Here is a 25,364-nt window from a genome sequence, read left to right as displayed (position 1 = left end):
TGGGCAAATGGGTCGTGGGTTTGTCGGATCGCGCGGCTGGCCGGTGAAAGCCGGCCGCGCATATCGAAGCCTGTCTGTACGCGAAAGATATCGTTACGGGTCGCAACTTGCGGTGAGCGACTTCACCTGGGCCAGCAAGGCAGAACGGGATTCCGGCGCCAGCCGGACGGTAACGTGCGTCGTGCGGCCTGGAAGGCGGAGGCGTCATACCCCATGACGGCAGGCGGGCCCCGTAGAATGGCGGGCGGCCTGGCTGCCGGCAACATCGGCGAAAGGCGCCCCGGAACCGCTTCGTGTCGCCGGGCACGTCATCCGCGGATGGCTAAGCACGCGCATTATATTGTGAAAGAACGAGTTGGGTAAAGAATCCGTCACATTCCTTCAAGTCGATGAGGATGCCGCCGGGCAGCGCATCGACAATTTTCTGCTCAAGACCTTCAAGGGAGTGCCCAAGAGCCACATCTATCGCATTCTCAGGAGCGGCGAGGTGCGGGTGAATAAGGGGCGGGTTGGCGCCGAACGACGTCTGGTGCCGGGCGACGTGATCCGCGTGCCGCCGCTGCGCGTCCCGGAACCCCGCAGCGATCGACCCACTCCGGGCCGGGAGTTCGTGGTCGTCTACGAGGATGACGCGCTGCTCGTCATCGACAAGCCGGCGGGAGTCGCCGTGCATGGCGGCAGCGGCGTCGATTTCGGCGTCATCGAGCAGCTGCGCCGCGCGCGGCCGCAAGCGAGGTTTCTCGAGCTCGCGCATCGCCTCGACCGTGAAACCTCGGGTCTCTTGGTAATCGGCAAGAAGCGCAAGGCGCTTATGAGACTGCATGACCTGTTCCGGGAAGGGGGGATCGAGAAGCGCTATCTGGCGCTCGTGAAAGGTCATTGGCGCGACAAACTGCGCAACGTCAGGCTGCCATTGCACAAGTATCTGACGGGGGAAGGCGAGCGGCGCGTGCGCGTGGATGAGGCAGGCAAGCCGGCACATTCGATCGTGCGTCTGCTCCAGCAATGGCAAACACCCCTGGGTGAATTCAGCCTGCTCGAGGTGGAGCTGAAGAGTGGTCGCACTCATCAGATCCGCGTCCATCTCGCGCATCTGGGCTTTCCGATCGCGGGCGATGAAAAATATGGCGATTTCGCGCTCAACAAGACCTTGCAAAAGCATGGCTTGAAACGCATGTTCCTGCATGCGGCCAGCTTGCGGTTGCCTCACCCGCAAAGCGGCGAGATGCTGGCGCTGGCCTCGCCCTTGCCAGCGGAACTGGAAAACTTCATGAAACGGATTGGCGGCGATGATGCAGCAACGCTTCGAGTTGATCGTCTTTGATTGGGATGGCACGCTGATGGATTCGGCGGCGCTGATCGTCGCCAGCGTGCAGGCTGCGGCGCGCGATCTGGGCCTGGCGCCGCCGCCTATCGAGCGCGCGCGCCACATCATCGGTCTGGGGCTCAACGAAGCCTTGCGCCATGCCCTGCCCGATCTGCCCGAAGCGCACTATCCCGAGCTGGTGGCGCGCTACCGTCACCATTACCTGTCGCGCGATCACGAGCTCACGCTGTTTCCCGGCGCGGCCGATTTCGTTCAAGACCTTGCCGAGCGGGGCTATCGACTCGCAGTGGCGACCGGAAAATCTCGCCTCGGCCTCGACCGTGCGCTCGCCCAGACCGGCCTCGACGGCTTTTTCCATGCCACGCGCTGTGCCGATGAGTGTCATTCGAAACCCCATCCGCAGATGCTCTTGGAGCTGATGGAAGAGTTTGCCGTCGAGCCAGCGCAGACGCTGATGATCGGCGACACGACGCACGACCTGATGATGGCCGCCAATGCCGGCACCGCCGCCGTCGCGGTGACTTATGGCGCACATGCGCGCGCAGACTTGGAGGACGCCGGGCCGTTATACTGTGCCGATTCGATCGCTGCGCTGGCGAAGTGGCTGGCGGATGCAAGATGAACGAGGGTGACGTGGCGGAAGACGGGAACTGGGAACGCAAGGTGCTCGAAAAAGTGGCGCTGGCCGCCGTGGCCGAACAGCGGCGCGCGCGGCGCTGGGGAATTTTCTTCAAGCTGCTCGGCTTTGCCTATTTGGGCATCCTGCTCGCCGTGGTGATCGACTGGAGTGCCATCAGCCCAGAGAAGGCGGCGCGCCATACCGCATTGATCGACCTGCAGGGCGTGATCCAGGCCAAAGGGGATGTGAATGCCGACGACGTCTTGAGCGCTTTGCAGGCGGCTTTCGACGATCGTGGTGCGGTGGGCGTGGTGCTGCGCATCAACAGCCCAGGCGGCAGCCCGGTGCAGGCCGGCATCATCGCCGACGAGATTCGCCGTCTGCGCAGCAAGCACCCCGATAAGCCGCTTTATGCCGTCGTCGAGGATGTCTGTGCCTCGGGCGGTTATTACGTCGCCGCGGCCGCCGACAAGATCTTCGTCGACAAGGCGAGCATCGTCGGCTCGATCGGCGTGTTGATGGACGGCTTCGGCTTCACCGGCGCGATGGAGAAGCTCGGCATCGAGCGGCGGCTGATGACCGCCGGCGAGAACAAAGGCTTCCTCGATCCTTTCTCGCCGCAGAATGAGCTTCACAAGGCGCATGCGCAAAAGATGCTCGACGAAATCCACCGGCAGTTCATCGCCGAGGTGAAGAAGGGCCGCGGCGATCGGCTCAAGGAGACGCCCGAGATGTTTTCCGGGCTGATGTGGACGGGCGCCGAGAGCGTCGAGCTGGGGCTGGCCGACGGTTTCGGCACGGTCGAATCGGTCGCCCGCGACGTGCTCAAGGCCGAGGACATCCGCGACTACACGGTCGAGCCGAATTTCGCCGAGAAATTCGCGCGCCGTTTCGGAGCGGATGCCGCGGCGGCGTTCGGTGCTGCGCTGGCGCGTTTCACGCTGCGCTGAGCAGCAGAAACACCGTCGGCCGCTTGGCGTAAGAGTCGGCGCTGTCAGGCCGGCACCGCCACTCGATGATGCGGCGCGTCACGATCTGTTCGGTCGGCAGCGTCAGATCGCAAGCCAGGCACAGCAATGTGTCCGCCCGGCAGGTGGTGATCAGCGCTTCGAGCAGGGCCGCGTTGCGGTAGGGCGTCTCGATGAAGAGCTGTGTCTGCCGTTTTTGCCGCGATTCCCGTTCCAGCTCGGCGATGTGCTGCGAGCGCTCGGGCTCGCGTCGTGGCAGATAGCCGTGAAAGGCGAAGCGCTGGCCTTCGAGTCCCGAGGCCATCAGCGCCAGCAGCAGCGACGAGGGACCGACGAGCGGCCGCACGGGGATGCCCAGTTCGTGGGCGCGCCGGACGAGCAGGGCGCCGGGATCGGCCACGCCGGGACAGCCGGCCTCCGACATCACCCCCATGTCCTGGCCGGCCAGCAGCGGGGCCAGCAGGCGATCGAGATCGGCCGGCGCAGGGGATGCGGGCAATTCCTCGATGGCGAGTTTGTGCAGCGGGCCGGGATGGTCGAGCCATTTCAATGCGGCGCGCGCGCTCTTGGCGTTTTCGACGACGAAATGACACAGCCGGCACGCGATCTCGCGGGTGCCAGCGGGCAGCACGGCCGGCCAGGGCACTTCGCCCAGGCGGGTGGGCAGCAGATAGAGCGTGCCGTAACCCAGATTGTCCATTGGAACGCGAGCGGGTATCAAAAGCGAGGGCGAGCAGGTTTGCGTTACCGCGACGAGCCAATAGCGGGGCCTATTGGCGAGGAGCGGGGGCGCAAAGATGCCGCCCGCAGCATGAAAACCGCCGCGTAGGGCAATAAAATAATCATCCTAAAAACCTCAGTTGGACGCGCCCGATGGTGCGTCCCGGCGGGTGCATGGCGCGACGCGACGACGCAGCAGGCTCATGCCTGCAAGGAGGAGCAACAAAGCCAGGCGCCCGCCGGGGTGCGCCAGGGGGTGCGTAGCGGGCTCACCTTTTTGGTGAGCAGCGAAAGCGAGATAACTGCTGATTTCCGAAGACATTTTTGCCTTGAGGAGCGATCAACTGGGATTTTTAGGATCATATCAAATGCTCATGCAAATCAGCCCGGTCTAATGGACAATCTGGGTTTAAGGCAGTTCGAGCCCCTCGGCGCGCAGCATCTCGCAAAGTGCGATCAGCGGTAAGCCGATGAGCGCCGTCGGATCGTCGCTCTTCATCCATTCGAGCAGGCTGATGCCCAGGCCCTCGGCGCGCGCGCTGCCGGAACAGTTCAGGGCATCTTCCTTGTCGAGGTAACGCTCGATTTCTGCATCCGAGAGCTCGCGAAAGCGCACTTCGGTGGCAACTCCGCGCAAGTGGTGACGGCCGCTCGCACTGTTGAGCAGGCACAGGCCGGTATGGAAAATCGCCGTCTTGCCGGAGAGCTCGCGCAGTTGGCGGCGTGCGTTGTCTCGGCTGCCGGGCTTGCCGAAACGCTGGTCGCCGCAGTAGGCGACCTGATCCGAGCCGATGATCAGCGCATCCGGATAACGCTCGACGACCGCCTGGGCCTTGGCGAGCGAAAGCCGCTGTGCGGTCGCCGCCGGCGCTTCGCCGGGTAGCGGAGTTTCGTCGGTTTCAGGCGAGCAGGTTTCGAAAGGTAGGTGCAGGCGGCCCAGCAGTTCGCGACGGTAAGGCGAGGTCGAGGCGAGGACGAGGCGCGGGAAGTTCATGGTTGTGGAATGTTTTTGCAGGTTTTTTCGGCCGATGGCCTTTGACTGGGAAGGGCGGGCATGATAGCATTCGCGCCCTTTATGTCGTGTCAGGAAGAACCCGATTTCGCCACGGCGGTCATCGACAGCCTGCGTTTTGCCGAGGAAGGCGGCCAGATCGCAGGAAGGCTTGCCTTGGCGCAGTTGCCGCGGCTGGCAGACGTCGTGACGAGCCAGGAGGGTTGGCTTGCCTGCGTGCTGGAAGGCTGCCGTCTCGACTGTGCGGGTGAGTCGCGGCCTGGGTTGCGGCTGACCGTGACGGGCCGGGTGCAGTTGCAGTGTCAGCGCTGTCTGGCGGCCGTCGAAGTCGACTGTGCGATCGACAGCCACTTGCTGCTCGTGCCGTCGGGCGCCGACTGGCCGGAAGAGGATCTGGAAAGCGACGCCTGGGATGCGATCGAGGCCAGTCCGGCGTTGTCGCTCCTGGCCCTGGTCGAAGAGGAAGTGCTGCTGGCGTTGCCGATCGTGCCGCGTCATGCGGATTGCGTGCCGCCCCTGGCCGTCGGGGCTGCACCGGAAGAAGACAGGGCGCCGTCGCCGTTCGCGGTGCTGGCGGGTTTGAAGCAACATTGAGTCGAAAAAGGAGTCATCATGGCTGTTCAGCAGAACAAGAAGTCCCCGTCCAAACGCGGCATGCATCGTTCGCACGATTTCCTGTCCGCACCGCCGCTGGCGATCGAGCCGACCACCGGCGAGGTGCATCTGCGCCATCACATCTCACCCTCGGGCGTTTATCGCGGCAAGAAGGTCATCAAAACCCGCAGCGAGTGAATCGCGCGCATCGCCTGACGGCCGGACGTTGGGGCGTCCGGCCGTTTCATTCAGTGGGGGACTGAATGACGATCACCTTGGCAGTGGATTGCATGGGGGGCGATCATGGACCTGCCGTGACCGTCCCGGCCGTGCTCGAATTCCTGCGTCATGATCACGCTTGCGCGGCGATCCTCGTCGGCCGCGAAAGCGCTCTCACACCCTTGCTCAGACATACCGAGGAAGCGCTCGCCGGGCGCTGGTCCATTCAGCATGCGAGCGAGGTCGTCGACATGCACGACCCGGTGGCCACCGCGTTGCGCGTGAAGAAGGATTCCTCGCTGCGTGTGATGGCCGACCTCGTCAAGGAAGGTCGTGCCGATGGCGCCGTCTCGGCCGGCAACACCGGCGCGCTGATGGCCGTGTCGCGTTTCGTGCTCAAGACCCTGCCGGGCATCGACCGGCCGGCGATCGCCACTGCGCTGCCGACGCTGCGCGGCCACAGCTATGTGCTCGATCTCGGCGCCAACGTCGATTGCGAACCGGAACATCTGCTCCAGTTCGGCATCATGGGGGCGATGCTCGCCGCCGCGCTCGAACACAAGGAGCGACCCACGGTCGGCCTGCTCAACATCGGCGAGGAGGACATCAAGGGCAACGAGACCGTCAAGCGTGCCGCCGAGCTACTCAAGGAAAGCGGCCTCAACTTCATCGGCAACGTCGAAGGCGATGGCATCTACATGGGCGCGGCCGACGTGATCGTCTGCGACGGCTTCGTCGGCAATGTGGCGCTGAAGACCTCGGAGGGGCTGGCGCGCATGATCAGCACCTTCCTGCGCGAGGAGTTCGCCCGCAATCCACTCACCCGGCTCGCGGGTCTTGCGGCGCTGCCCGTGCTCAAGGCGTTCAAGACACGGGTCGATCCGCGCCGTTACAATGGCGCCAGCCTGCTCGGTCTGAAGGGGGTGGTGGTCAAGAGTCACGGCTCGGCGGACGGCTTTGCCTTCCGCCATGCCCTCCAACAGGCGGCGGAGGCGGCGCGCCAGAAGTTGCCCGAAAAGATCGCGGCGCGCATGGCGTCGGTGCCCATTGCGCCGACACTTTGTGATTGAAAGTGAAGGATGGTCCATTCCCGTATCATCGGCACCGGCGGTTATCTACCCGGCGCACCCGTCGATAACACGTCGCTGATCCATGCCCACGGCCTCGATTCGTCTGACGCCTGGATCGTCGAGCGCACCGGCATCCGCGTGCGCCATCTGGCGTCCCCGGACGTGGCCGCCAGCGATCTGGCGCTCGTCGCCTCGCAACGCGCGCTGGAGGCGGCGAGCTGCCAAGCGAACGACATCGATCTCGTCATCGTCGCGACCTCGACGCCGGACTACGTCTTCCCGAGCACCGCGACCATTCTGCAGGACAAGCTGGGGATGACCAACGGCGCCCCGGCCTTCGATCTGCAGGCGGTGTGCGGCGGCTTCATCTATGCGCTCGCCGTCGCCGACAAGTTCATCCGTTCGGGGTCGCACCGGCGCGCGCTGGTCGTCGGCGCCGAAACCTTCTCGCGCATCCTCGACTGGAAGGATCGCGGCACCTGCGTGCTGTTCGGTGATGGTGCCGGCGCCGTCGTGATCGAAGCGAGCGAGCGTCCCGGCATCCTGGCGACCGCGTTGCACGCGGATGGCCGCTACGGCAAAATCCTGCAAGTCGCCGGTCATCTTTCCGGCGGCGAACCGATCGGCGATCCCTTCTTGCGCATGGACGGGCAGGCGGTGTTCAAATTCGCCGTCAAGGTGCTCGCCGAGGTCGCGGAAGAAGTGCTCGCCACTGCCGGCAAGACGGCGGCGGACGTCGATTGGCTGATCCCGCATCAGGCGAACATCCGTATCATGCAGGCCACGGCGAAGAAGCTCCATCTGCCGCCGGAGCGTATCGTCGTCACCGTCGATCGGCATGGCAACACCTCGGCCGCCTCGATTCCGCTGGCGCTCGACGAAGCGGTGCGCAGCGGCAAACTCGGCGCTGGCGAGACGGCACTGCTGGAAGGCGTTGGCGGCGGTTTCACCTGGGGCGCCGTCCTGATGACCCTGTGAGATACCATTCATGAAATTTGCATTCGTGATGCCCGGCCAGGGCTCCCAGTCGCTCGGCATGATGGCCGCCTACGGCGACAGTCCGGTGATCCGCGCCACTTTCGACGAAGCCTCGAGCGCGCTCGGCCGCGATCTGTGGCAACTGGTCACGGCAGGCCCGGCCGAGCAGCTTGCGCAGACCGTCAATACCCAGCCGCTGATGCTGACCGCCGACATTGCCGTCTGGCGATTGTGGCGTGAGAAAGGTGGGCCGGACCCGGCGCTGCTCGCCGGCCACAGTCTGGGCGAATATGCGGCGCTGGTCGCCGCCGGTGTGCTCGATCTCGCCACTGCCGTGCCGCTCGTCGAGCTGCGCGCCAAGGCGATGCAGGAGGCCGTGCCGGCTGGCACGGGGGCGATGGCGGCGATCCTCGGCCTCGAGGCCGACAAGGTGCAGGCCGCCTGTGCAGCGAGCGCCCATGGCGAAATCGTCGAGGCGGTCAATTTCAACTCCCCCGAGCAGACCGTGATCGCGGGTCATAAGGCCGCGGTCGAACGCGCCATCGATGCCTGCAAGACGGCCGGTGCCAAGCGCGCGGTGATGCTCCCCGTCTCGGCGCCGTTCCACTGTGCGCTGATGCAGCCGGCGGCCGAACGCCTGCGTGATGCGCTGGCGCACATCGAGTTGCGTCCGCCAACGATCCCGGTGATCAACAACGTCGATGTCGCAGTAGTAAACGATCCCGCCGCGATCCGTGACGCGCTGGTGCGTCAGGCGGCTTCCCCGGTGCGTTGGGTCGAAACCCTGCGCGCGATGCAGGCCGCCGGCATCAGCCATGTCTTCGAATGCGGCCCGGGCAAGGTGCTTGCCGGCCTGACCAAACGCTGCGCAGAACTCGCCGGCGGCGCCCTCAACGACCTGGCCGCGCTGGAATCTACCCTCGTACTCGTGAAAGGATGATCATCATGCAAGATGATGCTTTGCAAGGACAGATTGCTTTCGTGACTGGCGCGGCGCGCGGCATTGGCGCGGCGATCGTGCAGGCGCTGGGCCGCCGCGGCGCGACCGTCGTCGGCGCCGACATCAATGAAGCCGCCGCCCAGGAGATCCAAAAAGCGCTCGATGCTGCCGGCATTACCGGCTGGGGCGCCGTGCTCGACGTCACCGACGGCGCCGCCTGCGAAGCGGTGATCGGCGAAGTCGAAAGGCGCTTCGGTGCCGTGACGATCCTGGTCAACAATGCCGGCATCACGCGCGACAATCTGGCGATGCGCATGAAGGAAGAGGAGTGGGACGCGGTGATCGACACCAACCTGAAGTCGGTGTTTCGCCTCTCCAAGCTGGTGTTACGCGGCATGATGAAGGCGCGTTGCGGACGCATCATCAACATCTCCTCGGTCGTCGCCGCCTCCGGCAACCCCGGCCAAATCAACTATGCGGCCTCCAAAGCCGGTGTCGCCGGCCTGTCGCGCTCTTTGGCGCAGGAAGTCGGCAGCCGCAACATCACGGTCAACTGCGTCGCGCCCGGTTTCATCGACACGGCGATGACGCGCGCGCTCTCCGAAGAGCAGCGTAATGCGTTGATCCAGAAGATTCCGCTCGGCCGCCTCGGCCAGGCCGAGGACATCGCCAATGCCGTCGCCTTTTTGGCCGGACCGGAGGCCGCCTACATCACCGGCGCCATGCTGCATGTCAACGGCGGCATGTACATGGTTTGATGCGAAGTAGGAAGAACACCTTTTTGCTAAACTACGCGGGTTCTCAACACCCGCCTTCACAGGGAAGGAGCAATCACAATGGACAACATCGAACAACGTGTCAAGAAAATCGTCGCCGAACAGCTCGGTGTGAACGAGGCCGACATCAAGAACGAGTCCTCCTTCGTCGATGATCTAGGCGCCGATTCGCTTGACACGGTCGAACTGGTGATGGCCCTCGAGGAGGAGTTCGAGTGCGAGATCCCCGACGAGGAAGCCGAAAAGATCACCACGGTCCAGCAGGCGATCGACTACGTCAAGAACCATCTGAAGCAGTAACAGGTCGTTGAAAAACGTCACGAGGATGGCCAGATACAAGGCGTTTGGTGCGCAGCGACCGAGACATATCAATAAGATAGGCGAGGGAGCGAGCACCGCGCAACGCCGCAGATGGCCTACCGCAGTAGTTTTTAAACGGCCTGTTAAGCCGCGGGACTTTCCCGCACCACCTTTGCAGCCTCCAGGAGAATGCCTTGTCGCGTCGCCGTGTCGTCGTGACCGGTCTGGGACTCGTCTCGCCGGTCGGCAACAACGTCCCTGACGGTTGGAACGCCATCCTTGCCGGAACCAGCGGCATCGGCCCGATCACCCGCTTCGATGCCTCCGCCCTCAAGGCGCGCATCGCTGGCGAGGTGAAGGGCTTCAATGTCACCGACTACCTGTCGCCGAAGGAGGCCAGGCGCATGGATGTCTTCATCCATTACGGCATGGCGGCGGGAATTCAGGCTTTCCGCGACTCCGGCCTGGTGGTCACGGAGCACAATGCCGATCGTATCGGTGTGAACATCGGCTCCGGCATCGGCGGCCTGCCGATGATCGAGGACACGCACAACGATTACCTCGCCAGCGGCCCGCGCAAGATCTCGCCGTTCTTCATCCCCGGCACGATCATCAACATGATCTCCGGCAACCTGTCGATCATGCTCGGCCTCAAAGGGCCGAACCTCGCCGTAGTGACGGCCTGCACGACCGGCTTGCATGCGATCGGCACCAGTTTCCGGATGATCCAGTATGGCGATGCCGACGCGATGGTCTGCGGCGGTGCGGAATCGACCATCACGCCATTGGCGGTCGGCGGTTTCGCCGCCGCCCAGGCGCTGTCCACACGCAACGACGATCCGGCGACGGCGAGCCGTCCTTGGGACAAGGATCGCGACGGTTTCGTGCTTGGCGAGGGCGCCGGGGTGATGGTGCTCGAAGAATACGAACATGCGAAAAAACGCGGCGCGCACATTTACTGCGAACTCGCCGGCTTCGGCATGAGCGGCGACGCCTATCACATGACGGCGCCGGATACCGACGGGCCGCGGCGCAGCATGCTGAATGCCCTCAAGGATGCCGGCATCAATCCGGACGAAGTGCAGTACATCAATGCCCACGGCACCTCGACGCCGCTGGGCGACAAGAACGAGACCGAGGCGATCAAGCTTGCGTTCGGTGCCCACGCGAAGAAGCTCGTCGTCAATTCCACCAAGTCGATGACCGGCCACCTGTTGGGCGGCGCTGGCGGGCTCGAGTCGGTGCTCACCGCGCTGGCCGTGCATCACCAGGTGTCGCCACCGACGATCAACATCTTTGCGCAGGATCCGGAGTGCGACCTCGACTATTGCGCGAATGCCGCGCGTGACCTGAAGATCGACGTCGCGATCAAGAACAACTTTGGTTTCGGCGGTACCAATGGAACACTCGCCTTCAAGCGGGTGTGACGCGGTCTCGCTCTTTGGCCGCCGACGCTGACGGTGCGTTTGCCTTTGCGCATCGAGATCCGCCGCCAATACTGGCTGGCGCGCCTACTCTGCCGGGGCGACATCGATGCGCTGCTCCTCGGCGCGGATGGCCGTTTGGGTATCGAGCGTCGCTCTGGGGCATGCGGGGAGGCCGTGCTCGATGCCGCGACGACGATGTTTACGGGCTTGGTGATCCTGCGCCTGCGCCAGGGCGGGCGGTGCGAGACACTGGTCGTGCCGCCTCGAGCGACGGGCCACGATGTGCATCGACGGCTGCGCGTCTGGTTGCGCTGGCGGGCGCGCCCCGCGCTTTTCAGGGACGCGGCGTGAGAACGGTGTTGCGCGCCTTCGGCAACAGGTTTGGATAATCGCGGCTGTAGTGTAGGCCGCGGCTTTCCTTGCGCCGCAGCGCGCAGGCGACGATCAGGTGCGCGGTGAGCACCAGATTCCTGAGCTCGAGCAAATCGTTGCTGACGCGGAAATTCGCATAGAACTCGTCGATTTCCCGCTCCAGCAGACGGATGCGGTGGCGGGCGCGTTCCAGCCGTTTGGTGGTGCGTACGATGCCGACGTAATCCCACATGAAGCGGCGCAGCTCGTCCCAGTTGTGGGCGATCACCACTTCCTCGTCGGCATCGGTGACGCGCGATTCGTCCCAGCGAGGTAGGCGAGGCACTTTCACGCGTTTTTGCGCGCGGATGTCGTGGGCGGCCGATTCGCCATAGACGAGGCATTCGAGCAGCGAGTTGCTCGCTAGACGGTTCGCGCCATGTAAGCCCGTGCAGGAAGCCTCGCCCAGCGCGTAGAGTCCCGCAATGTCGGTGCGCGCCGCCAGGTCGACGACGATGCCGCCGCAGGTGTAATGCGCGGCGGGCACCACCGGGATCGGCTCCTTGGCGATGTCGATGCCCAGCTCGAGGCAGCGCGCGTAGATGTTCGGAAAGTGCTCGCGCAGGAAGGCTTCGTCCTTGTGCGTCATGTCGAGGTAGACGCAGTCGAGGCCGCGTTTCTTCATCTCGTAGTCGATCGCGCGGGCGACGATGTCGCGGGGCGCCAATTCGAGACGGGGATCGTGTTCGGTCATGAAGCGGGTGCCGTCGGGCAGGCGCAGGATGCCGCCTTCGCCACGCATCGCCTCGGTGATCAGGAAGGATTTGGCACGCGGGTGGTAGAGGCAGGTGGGATGGAACTGGATGAACTCCATGTTCGCGACGCGGCAGCCGGCACGCCAGGCCATCGCGATGCCATCCCCGGTCGAGGTGTCCGGGTTGCTGGTGAACAGATAGGCCTTGCCGGCGCCGCCGCAGGCGATCACCGTATTCTGGGCGGCCAGTGTCACCATGTGTTCATTGTCGATGTCGAGGACGTAGGCGCCCCAGCAGCGTTGCGTTTGATAACCGAGCTTGCGGCCGGTGATCAGGTCGACCGCGATATGGCGTTCCAGTACGGTGATGTTCGGGTGGGCGCGGATTTTCGCACTCAGGGTGTGCTGCACGGAGGCACCGGTCGCATCGGCGACGTGGATCACGCGCCGCGTGCTGTGGCCGCCTTCGCGTGTCAGGTGATAGCCGGAAGCGTCACGCGTGAAAGGCACGCCCTGCTCGATCAGCCAGTCGATCGCGGCGCGACCATGCTCGATGACGAAGCGGGTGGCGACCGGATCGCACAGGCCGGCGCCGGCGACGAAGGTGTCCTGGATATGGGATTCGATCGAATCCGCGTCATCGAGCACCGCGGCGATGCCGCCTTGGGCGTAGTTCGTCGCGGTATCGTCGATCAGTCGCTTGGTGACGAGCGCGATGCGGTGCGTATCGGCGAGCCGCAGCGCAACCGACAATCCGGCCAGTCCGCTGCCGATCACGATGACGTCGAATTCGCGCAGATAACCCTGTTTGGCCATGGTGCCGGCGACTATATCACGCCGGCGAAGGAACTTTATCCGCTCGGCGTTGGTCTCTGGAACTGGTGCTGTAATGGGATGAAACGGTTCGAGGTGGTTATACTGATGCGTCCAATTTCTTCGACAGTGTTGCCACCGCATGGGAGAGCGCGAAGCCGATTCTCTGCTCGTCGAACGGGTGCAAAACGGCGACCGGGAAGCCTTCGGCCTTCTGGTGGCCAAATACCAGCGCAAGCTGATGAGGCTCGTGATGCGGCTGGTGCGCGATCCGGCCGAAGCCGAGGACGTCGTCCAGGAAGCCTTCATCAAGGCCTACCGGGCGTTGCCGAACTTTCGTGGCGAGAGCGCGTTCTACACCTGGTTGTATCGCATCGGTGTGAATACCGCGAAAAACTGGCTGATGGCGCATGGTCGACGCATGCCATCGATGAGCGAGGTCGGCGACGAGGAAAGCGAAGGCATCGAGGACTCGGTGCTGCTGCGCGACGAGACGACGCCCGAAGGCGTGCTGATGTCCCGGCAGATCGGCGCTGCGGTGCATGCGGCAATGGAAGCTCTGCCCGAAGATTTGCGCGTGGCGATCGGCCTGCGCGAAATCGAAGGACTATCGTATGAGGAAATTGCCGAAGTGATGAACTGTCCGATCGGTACGGTGCGCTCGCGCATCTTCCGCGCCCGCGAGGCGATCGCCGCGCGTCTGCGCCCCTTGCTGGATACCGCGCCGCATCGGCGCTGGTAGGTGATGGAGAAACCTATGGATATCGATACGCAACGTGCGATGCAAATTTCCGCCCTGCTCGATGGCGAGGTCGAGGCGCACGAAGAGCAGGCGGCGATCCGGGCGAGCCTGGACGATATGCAGAGGTGGCGTGATTATTTGCTCATCGGCGAGAGTCTGCGCGGCGAGTCGGCTCCTCGGTTGAATGTGACCGAAGCCGTGATGGCGCGGCTTGCTGAGGAGCCCGTGATACTGGCTCCGCGCAACCTGCACGAGCGCCGGCGGCGACCTCACCCGCTGCTGGCCTTGGCCGCCTCGGTGGCGGGTGTGGCCGTGGTCGGTTGGGTCGCCTTGACCGGCACTTTGCAACCAGGGGGCGGCAGCGCTCAGCTTGCAGCGGCGCCCGGCGGGCCCGCCATGATTCCGCCAACGGCGACGTTGGTGAATGCCGTGCCTGCCACTGCCTCTGAGATGCAGGAATACCTGCTGGCGCATCAGGCCCAGGCGGCGACGGTCCGTTTGGCCGAACCGGCCCGGCAGATCCGAAGCGTGGTCCTGACCGCGACACATCCATGAGGCGCGTCACCCTCTTGTGCTGTCTCTGGGTGGCGGCCGGCGGCCTGAGCCCTCTGGCCTGGGGACAGACGATAGCGATCCAGAGCGAAGGCTTGCAGTGGTTGCAGCGCATCTCGATGGCGGCCGAGACGCTGAGCTATACGGGCACTTTCGTCTATCGCAGCGGCAATCGCAGCGAGACTTCGCGCATCGCCCATTTGGCCAGCCAGGGCCGGCAGAGCGAAAGGCTCGAGGTGCTCGACGGCAGTCCGCGCGAAGTGGTCCGTCAGGATGACGAGGTGAGCTGCTATCTGCCGGAAAACCGGCTGGTCATCATCGAGCAGCGCAGTGTGCGCCGCAGTTTTCCGGCCTTGCTGGCCAGCGGACTGGGTGATCTGCACGACCATTATCTGATTCGCACCGGCGGCAGCGAGCGTGTGGCCGGGTTCGACTGTCAGACGATCCGTCTCGAGCCACGCGACACCTGGCGTTATGGCCATCGCCTTTGGGTGGATGCGGCGTCCGGCCTGCTGCTGCGGGCAGACATCGTCGATGCGCAGGGTAGCGTGCTCGAGTCGATGGCATTTACCGATCTGCGCATCGGCGAATCGATCCCGCCGGAAGTGCTCGAACCGAAATACAAGGCTGCTGCGAAAGAAAGCTGGCGCATCCGTCAGGCTCGCCTGAGCGACTTGCACGATGACGTTCCCTGGGTCTTCCGCAATGAACTGCCTGGCTTTCGCAAGCTGACCGCGTTGCGGCGGGCGTTCGGCAACGAAGGCAAGGATGCCGCGATGCTCCATTGGGTATTTTCGGACGGTCTCGCCGCTTTTTCGGTCTTCATTTCACCCCTGTCTTCGCCCCGGGACCGTGGTGAAGAAAGTTTCCGCACCATGGGAGCGATGAGTGTCGCGAAACGCGTCCTCGATGGGCATCAAATCGTCGTGATGGGCGACCTGCCGCCGGTGGCGATCCGGCATTTCGCGGCAGGGATCGAGGTGCGCGGCCAATGAATCGGACCGATGGGATCGTCGTGCGGCTCGAAGGCCGCGATGCCTGGGTCGAGACGACCGGCCCTGGCAATGCCTGCGGTGGCTGCGCTCAGGCGGGCAGCTGCCCAAGCTGCACGCCGGGCAATGTTCTCGATGCGGCGGGCGGCAAGGGCGGGAAACTGCTCTTGATCCGTCTGCCGAACACGATCGGCGCTCGCCCCGGCGATGCGGTCGTCATCCGTGCCGCCGACGGGATGGTGCTGCGCGCCGTGTGGCTGGCCTATGGCATCCCCCTGCTGCTGGCCCTGGGCGGCGCCTTGCTGGCCACCGCGCTCACCGGCAGCGAGCCGGCGGCGCTCATCGGCATGCTGCTTGGCCTCATGGCGGGAATCGTTGGGCTGCGCTGGTGGGGACTTGAAGCGCGGCGCCGGGAACCAATTCTGTCGTTGGAATTCAAAACGCCTCCAGTGGTTTTCTTCAAGGATCGTGAATCATGCTGAAACAGTGGATGAAACATTGTCTTTTGGCCCTCGGTTTGGCGCTCTTCCTGCTCAAGGCGCAAGCCCAATTGCCCGATTTCGCCGATCTGGCGGAGAAGCAGGGAGTTGCCGTCGTCAACATCAGCGCGACCCAGGTGGTGCGCGGTCAGCGCTTCGGCGGCCTGCCGTTCGACGAGGACGACCCGGCCTTCGAGTTCTTCCGCCGTTTCGCGCCGCACATGTTCCCCCGCATTCCCGGGGCGCCGCGCGAATTCGAATTCGAGAACCGCTCCCTCGGTTCCGGTTTCATCATCAGCGCCGACGGCTACATCCTGACCAATGCCCACGTCGTCGAGGGTGCCGACGAAGTGATCGTCAAGCTGACCGACAAGCGCGAATTCAAGGCAAAAGTCATCGGTGCGGACAAGCGTACCGACGTTGCTCTGATCAAGATCGAGGCGCGCAACCTGCCGGTAGTGACGCTCGGTGATCCGAGCAAGTTGCGTGTCGGCGAATGGGTGGTGGCGATCGGTTCGCCGTTCGGTTTCGAAAATAGCGTGACGGCGGGAATCGTCAGCGCCAAAGGACGTTCGCTGCCTTCCGAAAATTACGTGCCGTTCATTCAGACCGATGTGGCGATCAACCCCGGCAATTCCGGTGGCCCGCTGTTCAACATGAACGGCGAGGTGGTCGGCATCAACTCGCAGATCTACAGCCGTTCTGGCGGCTACCAGGGGATTTCGTTCGCGATCCCGATCGATGTCGCGATGGAGGTGCAGGCCCAGCTGCGCGCTTCCGGCAAGGTGCATCGAGGTCGCATCGGTGTCGCGATCCAGGAGGTGACGAAGGAGCTCGCCGATTCGTTCGGGCTTGCGAAGCCCCAGGGTGCGCTGGTCGCCTCGGTCGAAAAAGGCAGTCCCGCCGACAAGGCAGGCATCGAGGCCGGCGACGTGATCCTGCGCTTCAACGACAAGCCGGTGGCACAATCCTCCGACCTGCCGCGCATCGTCGGCAATACCAAGCCGGGCACCCGTGCCAGCGTGCAGGTCTGGCGTGGCGGCAGGACCAAAGAGTTGACCGTGACGGTCGGAGAAATGCCCGACGAACCGGTGGCGCGCCTTGCACGCCGCGGCAAGCCGGCCGAGGCTCAGCCTGCGAACCGGCTCGGTCTGGTGCTCTCCGAACCGACCGCGGAACAGAAGCGCCAGCTGGGCATTCGTCATGGCTTGATCGTCGAGGACGTGAAGAACGGCTCGCGCAACGACCTGCGTCCCGGTGACGTGATCCTGGCCTTGATCCAGAAAGGTGTGCAGACGGAGATCCGTTCCATGGAGCAGTTCAACAGCCTGCTGGCGAAGCTCGACAAGGAGGCCGTCGTCACGCTGCTCGTCAAGCGCGGCGACAGCCAGACCTTCGTGACGATCAAGGGGGCGCAGGATAAATAAACTGACGCTCTACGGCAGACCCGGTTGCCATCTGTGCGCAGACATGCTCGCCGTGCTGGAGGATTTTCGCAGTGAGCATGGTTGCGCAATCGAAGTGCGTAATATCGATGACGATCCGGCCTGGCGCGATCGCTTCGGGTCGCGCATTCCCGTCTTGATGTTGGGCGAGACGGAAATTTGCCACTTTTTCCTCGATCTGGTGGCACTGCGGGCGGCCCTTTCGCGATAAAATCCGCGGCGATTTTCTCGAAGGCGCCGTGCGGCGCTTTTTTTCATGGATCACATCCGCAATTTTTCGATCATCGCCCATATCGATCACGGCAAGTCCACCCTCGCCGACCGTATCATCCAGCGCTGCGGCGGTCTCTCCGAGCGCGAAATGTCGGAGCAGGTGCTCGATTCGATGGACATCGAGCGCGAGCGGGGCATCACCATCAAGGCGCAGACGGCGGCGTTGTGGTATCAGGCCAAGGATGGCCGACGCTACAACCTCAACCTGATCGATACCCCGGGGCATGTCGACTTTTCCTACGAGGTCTCGCGTAGCCTCTCGGCCTGCGAAGGTGCGCTCCTCGTCGTCGATGCCTCGCAAGGCGTCGAAGCGCAGACCGTGGCGAATTGCTACACGGCGATCGAGCTCGGCGTCGAGGTCGTGCCGGTTCTCAACAAAATGGATCTGCCGCAGGCCGATCCCGACAATGCGCGCGCCGAGATCGAGGAAGTGATCGGTATCGACGCGACTGATGCGATTCCTTGTTCGGCCAAGACCGGCATGGGCATCGACGACATCCTCGAAGCGGTGATCAATCGTGTGTCGCCCCCTAAGGGCGACCCGACCGCCCCTTTGAAGGCGCTGATCATCGATTCCTGGTTCGACAACTATGTCGGCGTCGTGATGCTGGTGCGCGTCGTCGATGGCAGCCTGAAAGCCAAGGACAAGATTCGCCTGATGTCGACGGGGGCGGTGCATCTGTGCGAACAGGTCGGGGTGTTTACGCCCAAGTCGCAGACGCGCGAGCAGCTTTCTGCCGGCGAGGTTGGCTTCATCATTTCCGGGATCAAAGAATTGAAGGCCGCCAAGGTAGGCGATACGGTGACGCTCGCCGAGCGCCCGGCGGCCGAACCCTTGCCTGGCTTCAAGGAGGTCAAGCCGCAGGTCTTCGCCGGCCTCTATCCAGTCGAGGCGAACCAGTACGATTCCTTGCGCGAGGCGCTGGAAAAACTGCAGCTCAACGACGCCTCGCTGCAGTTCGAGCCGGAAGTCTCGCAGGCGCTCGGTTTCGGTTTCCGCTGCGGCTTCCTGGGCCTGTTGCACATGGAGATCGTCCAGGAGCGGCTGGAGCGCGAGTTCGATCAGGATCTCATCACGACGGCGCCGACCGTCGTCTATCAGGTCAAGCTGCGCGACGGTTCCGAGATTTTCGTCGAAAATCCGTCCAAACTCCCGGAACTGCAGAAGATCGAGGAGATCCGCGAGCCGATCATCACGACGCAGATCTTCGTGCCGCAGGACTATCTCGGCGCGGTGATCACCTTGTGCGAAGCAAAGCGCGGCACGCAGGTCGATATGCGCTTCCACGGCCGCCAGGTCCACGTCACCTACGAGATGCCATTGGCCGAGGTGGTGTTCGATTTTTTCGATAGGCTCAAATCGGTCTCGCGCGGCTATGCCTCGCTCGACTACGAATTCAAGGAATACCGCGCCGCCGACGTCGTCAAGCTCGACATCCTGATCAACGGCGACCGCGTCGATGCTCTGTCGGTGATCGTCCATCGCGCCAATGCCCAGTATCGCGGCCGTGAGCTGGCGGCCAAGATGCGCGGCCTGATCCCGCGCCAGATGTACGACGTCGCCATCCAGGCGGCGATCGGCTCGACGATCATCGCGCGCGAAAACGTCAAGGCGCTGCGTAAAGACGTGCTGGCGAAATGCTACGGCGGCGACATCACGCGCAAGAAGAAGCTGCTGGAAAAGCAGAAAGCCGGCAAGAAGCGCATGAAACAGGTCGGCAGCGTGGAAATTCCCCAGGAAGCCTTCCTGGCCGTGCTGCGCGTCGACGAAAAATAACCAGTCGGGAGCGCCATGAACTTCGCCTTGATCCTTTTCATTCTTCTGGTCGCCAGCGGTGTGCTCTGGGCGCTCGATCGCATCCATTTCCGCAAGCGGCGCGCGCCCGATGCCAAGGAGCCGCTGTGGGTCGAATACGGTGCCAGTTTTTTCCCGGTCATCCTGGTGGTGTTCCTGCTGCGCTCATTTCTCGTCGAGCCGTTCAAGATTCCTTCCGGCTCGATGATTCCGACCTTGCTGGTCGGCGACTTCATCGCCGTCAACAAGTTTGCCTATGGCATCCGCCTGCCAGTGGTGAACAAGAAAATCGTCGATATCGGCCAGCCCGAGCGTGGCGATGTCGTGGTGTTCCGCTACCCGCCCGATCCTTCGCTCGATTACATCAAGCGCGTCGTGGGACTTCCCGGCGACAAGGTGGCCTATCAGAACAAGCGCCTGACCATCAACGGCCAGCCGGTCGAAGTGCGCCGCGCCGGCGATTATTTCGACGCGGAACGCCTGTTCTATACGCCGCTTTATGAAGAACGGCTCGGCAACCGGGAGCATATGATCCTGATCGAGAACGATGCGCCGGCTTTCGTGCCGCATGTCATGCAGTTTCCCCACCGTGACAAATGCCTCTACAATACCGAGGGCTTTGTCTGCGAAGTGCCGCCCGGCCATTACTTCGTCATGGGCGACAACCGCGACAATTCTCAGGACAGTCGGGTATGGGGCTTCGTGCCCGACGAGAACCTGGTCGGCAAGGCGTTCTACATCTGGTTCAATTTCGGCGATCTGAAGCGTATCGGCGGTTTCCGCTGATGTTGCCTGGTGAGGAGGGAGAATGAACTACAAGCACCGTGGTATGTCACTTTCCGGCCTGCTGTTCGCTGCGTTCGTCGTTGCGCTCCTCGCCCTGCTGGGCATGAAGGTCGTCCCGGAATACATCGAATATCGGCAGGTGGTCGCTTCGATCAAGAAGGTGACCCAGGCGGCCGGCCCCGAGACGAGTGTCCGGCAAATCCGCGAAGCTTTCGACCGGCAGGCCAACGTGGACTACATCTCGGCAATCACCGGCGCCGATCTCGACATCACCAAGGAAGCAGGTCAGATCGTCGTCTCGTTCGCTTACGAAAAGCGCATTCCGCTGTTCGCCAACGTCAGCCTGCTGCTCGATTTTTCCGGTTCCTCGAAGGAGTAGGCTTGAGCGTGCGGCTCGAACAGGCGCTTGGCCACCGCTTTGCCAAACCCGAGCTGCTGCGCCAGGCGCTGACGCACCGCAGCCATTCCTCGCCGCACAACGAACGCTTCGAATTCCTCGGCGACAGCGTGCTCAATTGCGCAGTCGCGATGTTGCTGTTCCGCAAGTTTCCCACGCTCAAGGAGGGCGAGCTTTCCCGGCTGCGTGCCAGCCTGGTGCGTCAGGAAACACTGGCGGAAATCGCTACCAGCCTGGGTTTGGGCGATGCGTTGCGCCTGGGTGAGGGCGAGCTGAAAAGCGGCGGCTTTCGACGCCCTTCGATCCTGGCCGACGCGCTGGAGGCGATCTTCGGCGCTATTCTCCTCGACGCCGGCTTCGATTCGGCGCTGGCGACGATCGAGCGTCTCTACCGGGAGCGCATCGAGCGCCTCGACCCTCGCAGCGCTGGCAAGGACGCCAAGACGGCTTTACAGGAATGGCTGCAGGGGCGGCGTCTGCCGCTACCGCAATACCAATTGCTCGAAACGCTCGGCAGCGCCCATGCCCAGGAGTTCGTGGTCGCCTGCAACATTCCTGCCCTCGATATCCGCGTCACCGGCCGGGGCGCGAGCCGGCGCGCCGCCGAGCAGGAAGCGGCGCAGGCGGCCCTGGACAAGCTGAGCGGCGCATGAACGAAATGGATTCTTTCCGCGCCGGCTACCTGGCGATCGTCGGTTGTCCGAACGTCGGCAAATCGACGTTGATGAACCATCTGGTGGGCGCGAAGCTCAGCATCACTTCCAGCAAGGCGCAGACCACGCGCCACCGTATCCACGGCATCTTGACGACTGAAACGCGCCAGTATGTCTTCGTCGATACACCGGGCTTCCAGACCGAATACCGCACGGCATTGAACCGGGCGATGAACCGCGCCGTGAATGCGGCGCTCGACGACGTCGATGTGATTCTGTTCGTGATCGATGCGCGGCGCTGGCGCGATGAGGATCGCGCGGTACTCGCACGCCTGCCGGCGGCCAAGCCGATCGTGCTGGTGATCAACAAGATCGATCGGTTGGCCGACAAGAAAGCGCTGCTGCCCTTGATCGCGCTGTTGGCGAAGGAATACGCTTTCGCCGACATCGTACCGGTGAGCGCCGAGAAGGACGAAAACCTCGATACGCTGCTCGATGTCGCCGGCCGACATTTGCCGGAAGCACCGCCGATCTTCGCGCCGGACGAGCTCACCGATCGTTCCGAGCGCTTCCTCGCCGCGGAGCTGTTGCGCGAGAAGCTGTTCCGCAATTTGGGCGACGAGCTGCCCTATGGCCTCACCGTCGAGATCGAGAAATTCGAGCAAGAGGGCCAGCTGCGGCGTATCCATGCCGCGGTGATCGTCGACAAGGAAGCGCACAAGGCGATCGTCATCGGCAAGAAAGGCGAACGGCTAAAGCGCATCGCCAGCGCTGCGCGCCATGACATGGAAAAACTCTTCGGCGGCAAGGTCTGGCTGGAAACTTGGGTGAAGGTGAAGAGTGGCTGGACCATTGATGAGCGCGCCCTGAAGAGTCTCGGCTATGAGTGATGACCGGCAAGCAACGCATTGACGGTGCGGCTGCCTTTCTGCTGCATAGTTACCCATTCAGCGAAACCAGCCTGATTCTCGAGATCTTCGCGCGCGAACATGGCCGTCTCGCATTGCTCGCGCGCGGGGCGCGCCGGCCGCGCTCGGCACTGCGCGGCGTGCTGCATGCCTTCCAGCCGCTCGAACTTGCCTGGTTCGGCGGCGGCGAAGTGAAGACGCTGGCCAGGGCCGAATGGCTGGGCGGCTTGCCGCTGCTCGTCGGCTCTGGGCTCCTGGTCGGCTATTATCTGAACGAGCTGTTGATGAAACTGTTGCCGCGTGAAGATCCTCATGTGGCGCTGTTCGATGCCTATGGCAGCGCGCTGGGGGATCTGGCGCGCGGCACGATCGAGGCCGCCGCGCGCCGCTTCGAGAAAATCCTGCTGCGCGAGCTCGGCTATGGCTTGCGGTTGGAACACGATGCGCAGGGCCAGCCGATCGAGCCGCGGCGCAGCTATCGCTATCAGGTCGAGCGCGGCGCGCTGCCGGCGGAAGAAGCTGGCAGCGGGCCTTGCGTTTCCGGCCAGACCTTGCTCGATCTCGCGGAGGATAATTACGCCGATCCGCGCACCCTGGCCGAGGCCAAGCCACTGATGCGCACGCTGTTGGCGCATTATCTGGAAGGCCAGCCGTTGCAGACGCGGCGGGTGTTCATCGATTTGCAAGACATTTGAGTAGTGGAGAGAACATGATTCATTTGGGTGTGAACATCGACCATGTGGCGACGCTGCGCCAGGCGCGCCGCACTTATGAGCCCGACCCCGTCGCTGCGGCGTTCGAAGCGCAGCTGGGCGGCGCCGACTGCATCACCGTGCATTTGCGCGAGGATCGGCGCCACATCATCGACCGCGATGTCGAGCTGTTGCGCCAGACCGTCGCGGTGAAACTGAACCTCGAAATGGCGGCGACCGACGAAATGATCGCCATCGCCTGCCGCCTCAAGCCCGAGATGGCCACGCTGGTGCCCGAGGGGCGTCATGAGATCACCACTGAGGGGGGGCTCGATGTGGCCGGGCAAGAGGCGAGACTCAAAGAAGTCGTCGCACGTCTCAATGATGCCGGCGTCTATGTGAGCCTGTTCATCGACGCCGATTTGCGTCAGGTCGAGGCCGCCGGGCGCGTCGGCGCACAGGCTGGCGAAATCCACACCGGCCCCTATGCGCATGCCTTTCACCAGCATGGGCGCGACATGGCAAGCCCCAACGCTCAGGCCGAACTGGCGAAAGTCGGCGCTGGCGGCGCGGCACTGCTCGATCTCGGACTGCGCTTCAACGCCGGGCACGCGCTCACCTATGCCAATGTGCAGCCGGTCGCGGCGCTGCCTGGCATCAGCGAATTGCACATCGGCCACAGCATCGTTAGCCGTGCCGTCTTCGTGGGCTTGCGCGAGGCGGTGCGGGAAATGAAGGCCCTGATGCGCGAGGCAGCCGCGCAGTGATCCACGGCATCGGCACCGATCTCGTCGCCATCGCGCGTATGCAAGCGCTCTGGCAGCGTCATGGTGAGCGAGCGTTGGCGAAGCTGCTCGCGCCGGATGAGCGCGGCGAATGCCGCATGAGTCTCGATCCGGCTCGGTTACTCGCCAAGCGCTTCGCCGCCAAGGAAGCCTTGGCCAAGGCGCTCGGCACTGGCATCCGGGCGCCGGTGCTGCTCACCGCGATCGCCGTAACTCATGATGCGCTCGGCAAACCCTCCTTTGCCTTTGCCGCCGAGCTCGCGAGTTGGCTGGCGGCGAGGGGTCTGCTCTGTCATCTTTCGCTGGCCGACGAGATGGAGTACGCGCTGGCCTTCGTCATCGTGGAGCGCCAATGAGCCACGGCCCATTGATGATCGATATCAATGGCCCCGCGCTGACGGACGCAGAGCGCGAGCGATTGCGCCATCCGCTCGTCGGCGGCGTGATTCTGTTCGCGCGCAACTATCGCGATCCCGAGCAGCTTGCCGCGCTATGTGCCGAGATTCACGACCTGCGCACTCCGCGGCTGCTGATTGCCATCGATCACGAAGGCGGCCGCGTGCAGCGCTGCCGCGAGGGTTTTACCGCGATTCCGGCGATGCGCCGGCTCGGTCAGTGGTGGGATAAAGCGCCGCAGGCCAGCGTGGAGACGGCGCGCATGCTCGGCTTCGTGCTTGCCGCTGAGCTGCGCGCCTGTGGCGTCGATTTGTCATTCACCCCGGTGCTCGATCTCGACTATGGCGTGAGCAGCGTGATTGGCGACCGCGCCTTTCACCGCGACCCCAAGGCCGTGAGCGAGCTCGCCGGCGGGCTGATCCGTGGGATGAAAGAGGCCGGCATGGCCTGCTGTGGCAAGCATTTCCCCGGCCACGGCTGGGTGGAAGCCGACTCGCATGTCGCGCTTCCCGTCGATGGGCGTCGTCTCGAAGAGATGGCCGAGGATTTGCAGCCCTATCGCCACCTGATCGCTCATGCGCAACTCGATGCGGTGATGCCGGCGCATGTGATCTACCCCCGGATCGATGAACGGCCGGCGGGATTCTCGCCGCTTTGGATCGGCAAGTTGCGCAGGGAATTTGGCTTCGACGGGGCGATTTTCAGCGACGATCTGTCGATGGCCGGGGCGAGTGTCGCCGGCGACATCGTCGCGCGCGTCGAGGCCGCCTGGATGGCCGGCTGCGACATGTTGCTCGTCTGCAATGCCCCTGAAGCGGTGGAAGAGGTGCTCACGCGCTGGCAAGCCCGAGCCGATGCCCAACGCGCCGTGCGCATTGCTCGGCTTCTGCCGACCCGGCCTGCGTTGTCCTGGGGGGAGCTGGCGGAATCGATGCTGTGGCAGGCCGGCCGCCAGGTCGTGCGCAGGCTCACCGGCGATTTACCCGCACCAGGCAAGGCTTGAACGCTTTTGTTGAGATGGGTCAACATCTGTGCCGCCTGAATCATTCAGAATATAAGCATTCCATGATATGGAGAAATGAAATGAGTGCGGACGAAAAATCGACCCTCGCCGAACAGGCCTACGCCAAGGCGCTGCAATACGAGCTGGACTATGGCTGTTGTCCGCAGTGTGTGCTGGCGACTCTTCAGGAGACGGTGGGAGGCATCGACGACGCGACGATCAAGGCTGTTCACGGCCTGTCGGGAGGTGGCGCGCTGATGGGCGCGGGCGCTTGTGGAGCGCTGAGCGGCGGGCTGGTCGCCCTGTCGGCGAAATACGGTCGCGACCGCGACAAACTCGACAAGGGGCGCTACATCAACAACTTCAGGAAATGCAAGGAACTCGTCGAGCGCTTCCGCGCCGAATTCGGCGGTGTGACCTGTGCCGAACTGCAGCAGCAATTCACCGGTCGCACTTACGACATGTGGAAGGCCGAGGAATACCAGGCCTTTTCGGAAGCCCGCGGCAACAAATGCGCTCATGCCACCGCTAGCGTGACACGCTGGGTGGTCGAGATGATGGTGAAGTAAAAAAGGGACGGCCGCGACCGTCCCTTTTT

Annotated in this window: 31 protein-coding genes; 28 read left to right on the top strand and 3 right to left on the bottom strand. The window is 63.6% G+C overall.

Annotated features, from left to right (window positions below):
* Positions 1-355 precede the first annotated feature (355 nt).
* Genes EL335_RS07375 through EL335_RS07365 form a run of 3 tightly spaced genes read left to right on the top strand, consistent with a single transcriptional unit; the run spans position 356 to position 2,896 of the window.
* On the top strand, positions 356-1,324 hold the full coding sequence (locus tag EL335_RS07375) for an RluA family pseudouridine synthase (RefSeq protein WP_126445528.1): 969 nt from the start codon (positions 356-358) through the stop codon (positions 1,322-1,324).
* Positions 1,293-1,949: an HAD-IIIA family hydrolase gene (locus EL335_RS07370; RefSeq protein ID WP_126447754.1), complete on the top strand. Its 657-nt coding sequence runs from the start codon at positions 1,293-1,295 to the stop codon at positions 1,947-1,949. Before EL335_RS07375 ends, EL335_RS07370 begins: the two co-directional genes overlap by 32 nt.
* A complete protein-coding gene (locus EL335_RS07365; RefSeq protein ID WP_126445526.1) occupies positions 1,946-2,896 on the top strand; it encodes a S49 family peptidase in 951 nt (316 codons plus the stop codon). The genes EL335_RS07370 and EL335_RS07365 overlap by 4 nt, the downstream gene beginning before the upstream one ends.
* On the opposite strand, the gene EL335_RS07360 is transcribed toward EL335_RS07365, so the two are convergent.
* Together EL335_RS07360 and EL335_RS07355 are read right to left on the bottom strand one after the other, a co-directional pair.
* Positions 2,883-3,614, bottom strand: coding sequence for an SAM-dependent methyltransferase (locus EL335_RS07360; RefSeq protein WP_126445524.1), 732 nt, complete (start codon positions 3,612-3,614; stop codon positions 2,883-2,885). The two genes, EL335_RS07365 and EL335_RS07360, sit on opposite strands and share 14 nt — an antisense overlap.
* Positions 3,615-4,043: 429 nt before the next feature.
* Positions 4,044-4,628 carry a Maf family protein gene (locus tag EL335_RS07355; protein WP_126445522.1) on the bottom strand — a complete coding sequence of 195 codons (585 nt, stop codon included), beginning with the start codon at positions 4,626-4,628 and terminating at the stop codon, positions 4,044-4,046.
* Positions 4,629-4,688: 60 nt separating this feature from the next.
* On the opposite strand from EL335_RS07355, the gene EL335_RS07350 reads away from it, so the two are divergent.
* The 9 genes from EL335_RS07350 to EL335_RS07310 all read left to right on the top strand — a co-directional run bounded on the left by EL335_RS07350 (position 4,689) and on the right by EL335_RS07310 (position 11,301).
* Entirely contained in the window at positions 4,689-5,240 is a 552-nt protein-coding gene (locus tag EL335_RS07350; RefSeq protein WP_126445520.1) for a YceD family protein, read from the top strand.
* Positions 5,241-5,258: 18 nt separating this feature from the next.
* Positions 5,259-5,438, top strand: coding sequence for a 50S ribosomal protein L32 (rpmF, locus tag EL335_RS07345; RefSeq protein ID WP_126445518.1), 180 nt, complete (start codon positions 5,259-5,261; stop codon positions 5,436-5,438).
* A 65-nt stretch (positions 5,439-5,503) separates the two neighbouring features.
* Entirely contained in the window at positions 5,504-6,529 is a 1,026-nt protein-coding gene (gene plsX / locus EL335_RS07340) for a phosphate acyltransferase PlsX (RefSeq protein ID WP_126445516.1), read from the top strand.
* A 9-nt stretch (positions 6,530-6,538) separates the two neighbouring features.
* Positions 6,539-7,507 carry a beta-ketoacyl-ACP synthase III gene (locus EL335_RS07335; protein ID WP_126445514.1) on the top strand — a complete coding sequence of 323 codons (969 nt, stop codon included), beginning with the start codon at positions 6,539-6,541 and terminating at the stop codon, positions 7,505-7,507.
* Between the two features lie 10 nt (positions 7,508-7,517).
* A complete protein-coding gene (fabD, locus tag EL335_RS07330; protein WP_126445513.1) occupies positions 7,518-8,447 on the top strand; it encodes an ACP S-malonyltransferase in 930 nt (309 codons plus the stop codon).
* A 5-nt stretch (positions 8,448-8,452) separates the two neighbouring features.
* Entirely contained in the window at positions 8,453-9,205 is a 753-nt protein-coding gene (gene fabG, locus EL335_RS07325; RefSeq protein WP_126445511.1) for a 3-oxoacyl-ACP reductase FabG, read from the top strand.
* Between the two features lie 78 nt (positions 9,206-9,283).
* Complete coding sequence (acpP, locus tag EL335_RS07320) at positions 9,284-9,523, top strand: acyl carrier protein (protein ID WP_126445509.1); 240 nt, start codon at positions 9,284-9,286, stop codon at positions 9,521-9,523.
* A 194-nt stretch (positions 9,524-9,717) separates the two neighbouring features.
* Positions 9,718-10,950: a beta-ketoacyl-ACP synthase II gene (gene fabF, locus EL335_RS07315; RefSeq protein ID WP_126445507.1), complete on the top strand. Its 1,233-nt coding sequence runs from the start codon at positions 9,718-9,720 to the stop codon at positions 10,948-10,950.
* A gap of 33 nt (positions 10,951-10,983) precedes the next feature.
* Entirely contained in the window at positions 10,984-11,301 is a 318-nt protein-coding gene (locus EL335_RS07310) for a hypothetical protein (protein WP_126445505.1), read from the top strand.
* Here the strand turns inward: EL335_RS07310 and nadB are convergent.
* Positions 11,285-12,853: an L-aspartate oxidase gene (nadB, locus tag EL335_RS07305; RefSeq protein WP_284155494.1), complete on the bottom strand. Its 1,569-nt coding sequence runs from the start codon at positions 12,851-12,853 to the stop codon at positions 11,285-11,287. The genes EL335_RS07310 and nadB overlap by 17 nt on opposite strands.
* 157 nt (positions 12,854-13,010) lie before the next feature.
* Here nadB and rpoE point away from each other — a divergent pair, with 157 nt between their 5' ends.
* The 16 genes from rpoE to EL335_RS07225 all read left to right on the top strand — a co-directional run bounded on the left by rpoE (position 13,011) and on the right by EL335_RS07225 (position 25,335).
* Positions 13,011-13,610 carry an RNA polymerase sigma factor RpoE gene (gene rpoE, locus EL335_RS07300; RefSeq protein WP_126445501.1) on the top strand — a complete coding sequence of 200 codons (600 nt, stop codon included), beginning with the start codon at positions 13,011-13,013 and terminating at the stop codon, positions 13,608-13,610.
* Between the two features lie 15 nt (positions 13,611-13,625).
* Positions 13,626-14,165: a sigma-E factor negative regulatory protein gene (locus EL335_RS07295; RefSeq protein WP_172600055.1), complete on the top strand. Its 540-nt coding sequence runs from the start codon at positions 13,626-13,628 to the stop codon at positions 14,163-14,165.
* The gene (locus EL335_RS07290; protein ID WP_126445497.1) at positions 14,162-15,157 is read left to right on the top strand and encodes a MucB/RseB C-terminal domain-containing protein; all 996 of its coding nucleotides are present in this window, start codon (positions 14,162-14,164) and stop codon (positions 15,155-15,157) included. The genes EL335_RS07295 and EL335_RS07290 overlap by 4 nt, the downstream gene beginning before the upstream one ends.
* Positions 15,154-15,636 carry a SoxR reducing system RseC family protein gene (locus tag EL335_RS07285; RefSeq protein WP_126445495.1) on the top strand — a complete coding sequence of 161 codons (483 nt, stop codon included), beginning with the start codon at positions 15,154-15,156 and terminating at the stop codon, positions 15,634-15,636. The genes EL335_RS07290 and EL335_RS07285 overlap by 4 nt, the downstream gene beginning before the upstream one ends.
* The gene (locus EL335_RS07280; RefSeq protein WP_126445493.1) at positions 15,630-17,060 is read left to right on the top strand and encodes a DegQ family serine endoprotease; all 1,431 of its coding nucleotides are present in this window, start codon (positions 15,630-15,632) and stop codon (positions 17,058-17,060) included. The genes EL335_RS07285 and EL335_RS07280 overlap by 7 nt, the downstream gene beginning before the upstream one ends.
* A complete protein-coding gene (locus EL335_RS07275) occupies positions 17,053-17,289 on the top strand; it encodes a glutaredoxin family protein (RefSeq protein ID WP_348541429.1) in 237 nt (78 codons plus the stop codon). Before EL335_RS07280 ends, EL335_RS07275 begins: the two co-directional genes overlap by 8 nt.
* A gap of 45 nt (positions 17,290-17,334) precedes the next feature.
* Positions 17,335-19,128: a translation elongation factor 4 gene (lepA, locus tag EL335_RS07270; RefSeq protein ID WP_126445489.1), complete on the top strand. Its 1,794-nt coding sequence runs from the start codon at positions 17,335-17,337 to the stop codon at positions 19,126-19,128.
* 15 nt (positions 19,129-19,143) lie between these two features.
* Positions 19,144-19,932: a signal peptidase I gene (gene lepB / locus EL335_RS07265; protein WP_126445487.1), complete on the top strand. Its 789-nt coding sequence runs from the start codon at positions 19,144-19,146 to the stop codon at positions 19,930-19,932.
* A gap of 22 nt (positions 19,933-19,954) precedes the next feature.
* On the top strand, positions 19,955-20,311 hold the full coding sequence (locus EL335_RS07260; RefSeq protein WP_126445485.1) for a DUF4845 domain-containing protein: 357 nt from the start codon (positions 19,955-19,957) through the stop codon (positions 20,309-20,311).
* 2 nt (positions 20,312-20,313) lie between these two features.
* Positions 20,314-20,982, top strand: coding sequence for a ribonuclease III (gene rnc, locus EL335_RS07255; protein ID WP_126445483.1), 669 nt, complete (start codon positions 20,314-20,316; stop codon positions 20,980-20,982).
* The gene (gene era / locus EL335_RS07250) at positions 20,979-21,872 is read left to right on the top strand and encodes a GTPase Era (RefSeq protein ID WP_126445481.1); all 894 of its coding nucleotides are present in this window, start codon (positions 20,979-20,981) and stop codon (positions 21,870-21,872) included. Before rnc ends, era begins: the two co-directional genes overlap by 4 nt.
* Positions 21,872-22,585, top strand: a complete 714-nt coding sequence (gene recO / locus EL335_RS07245) for a DNA repair protein RecO (protein ID WP_172600054.1) — start codon at positions 21,872-21,874, stop codon at positions 22,583-22,585. Before era ends, recO begins: the two co-directional genes overlap by 1 nt.
* A gap of 14 nt (positions 22,586-22,599) precedes the next feature.
* A complete protein-coding gene (locus tag EL335_RS07240) occupies positions 22,600-23,349 on the top strand; it encodes a pyridoxine 5'-phosphate synthase (RefSeq protein WP_126445477.1) in 750 nt (249 codons plus the stop codon).
* Complete coding sequence (gene acpS / locus EL335_RS07235; protein WP_126445475.1) at positions 23,346-23,723, top strand: holo-ACP synthase; 378 nt, start codon at positions 23,346-23,348, stop codon at positions 23,721-23,723. The genes EL335_RS07240 and acpS overlap by 4 nt, the downstream gene beginning before the upstream one ends.
* Positions 23,720-24,766, top strand: a complete 1,047-nt coding sequence (nagZ, locus tag EL335_RS07230; protein ID WP_126445473.1) for a beta-N-acetylhexosaminidase — start codon at positions 23,720-23,722, stop codon at positions 24,764-24,766. The genes acpS and nagZ overlap by 4 nt, the downstream gene beginning before the upstream one ends.
* 80 nt (positions 24,767-24,846) lie before the next feature.
* Positions 24,847-25,335 (top strand): C-GCAxxG-C-C family protein, encoded by a 489-nt coding sequence (locus EL335_RS07225; protein ID WP_126445471.1) that lies wholly within the window; start codon positions 24,847-24,849, stop codon positions 25,333-25,335.
* The last annotated feature ends 29 nt before the right edge of the window (positions 25,336-25,364 follow it).

The organism is Sulfuricystis multivorans, from assembly GCF_003966565.1.
Taxonomy (GTDB): Bacteria; Pseudomonadota; Gammaproteobacteria; order Burkholderiales; family Rhodocyclaceae; genus Sulfuricystis; species Sulfuricystis multivorans.
The sequence above is the reverse complement of the archived record's forward strand: the minus strand, read 5'-3'. Positions and strand labels throughout refer to the sequence as shown.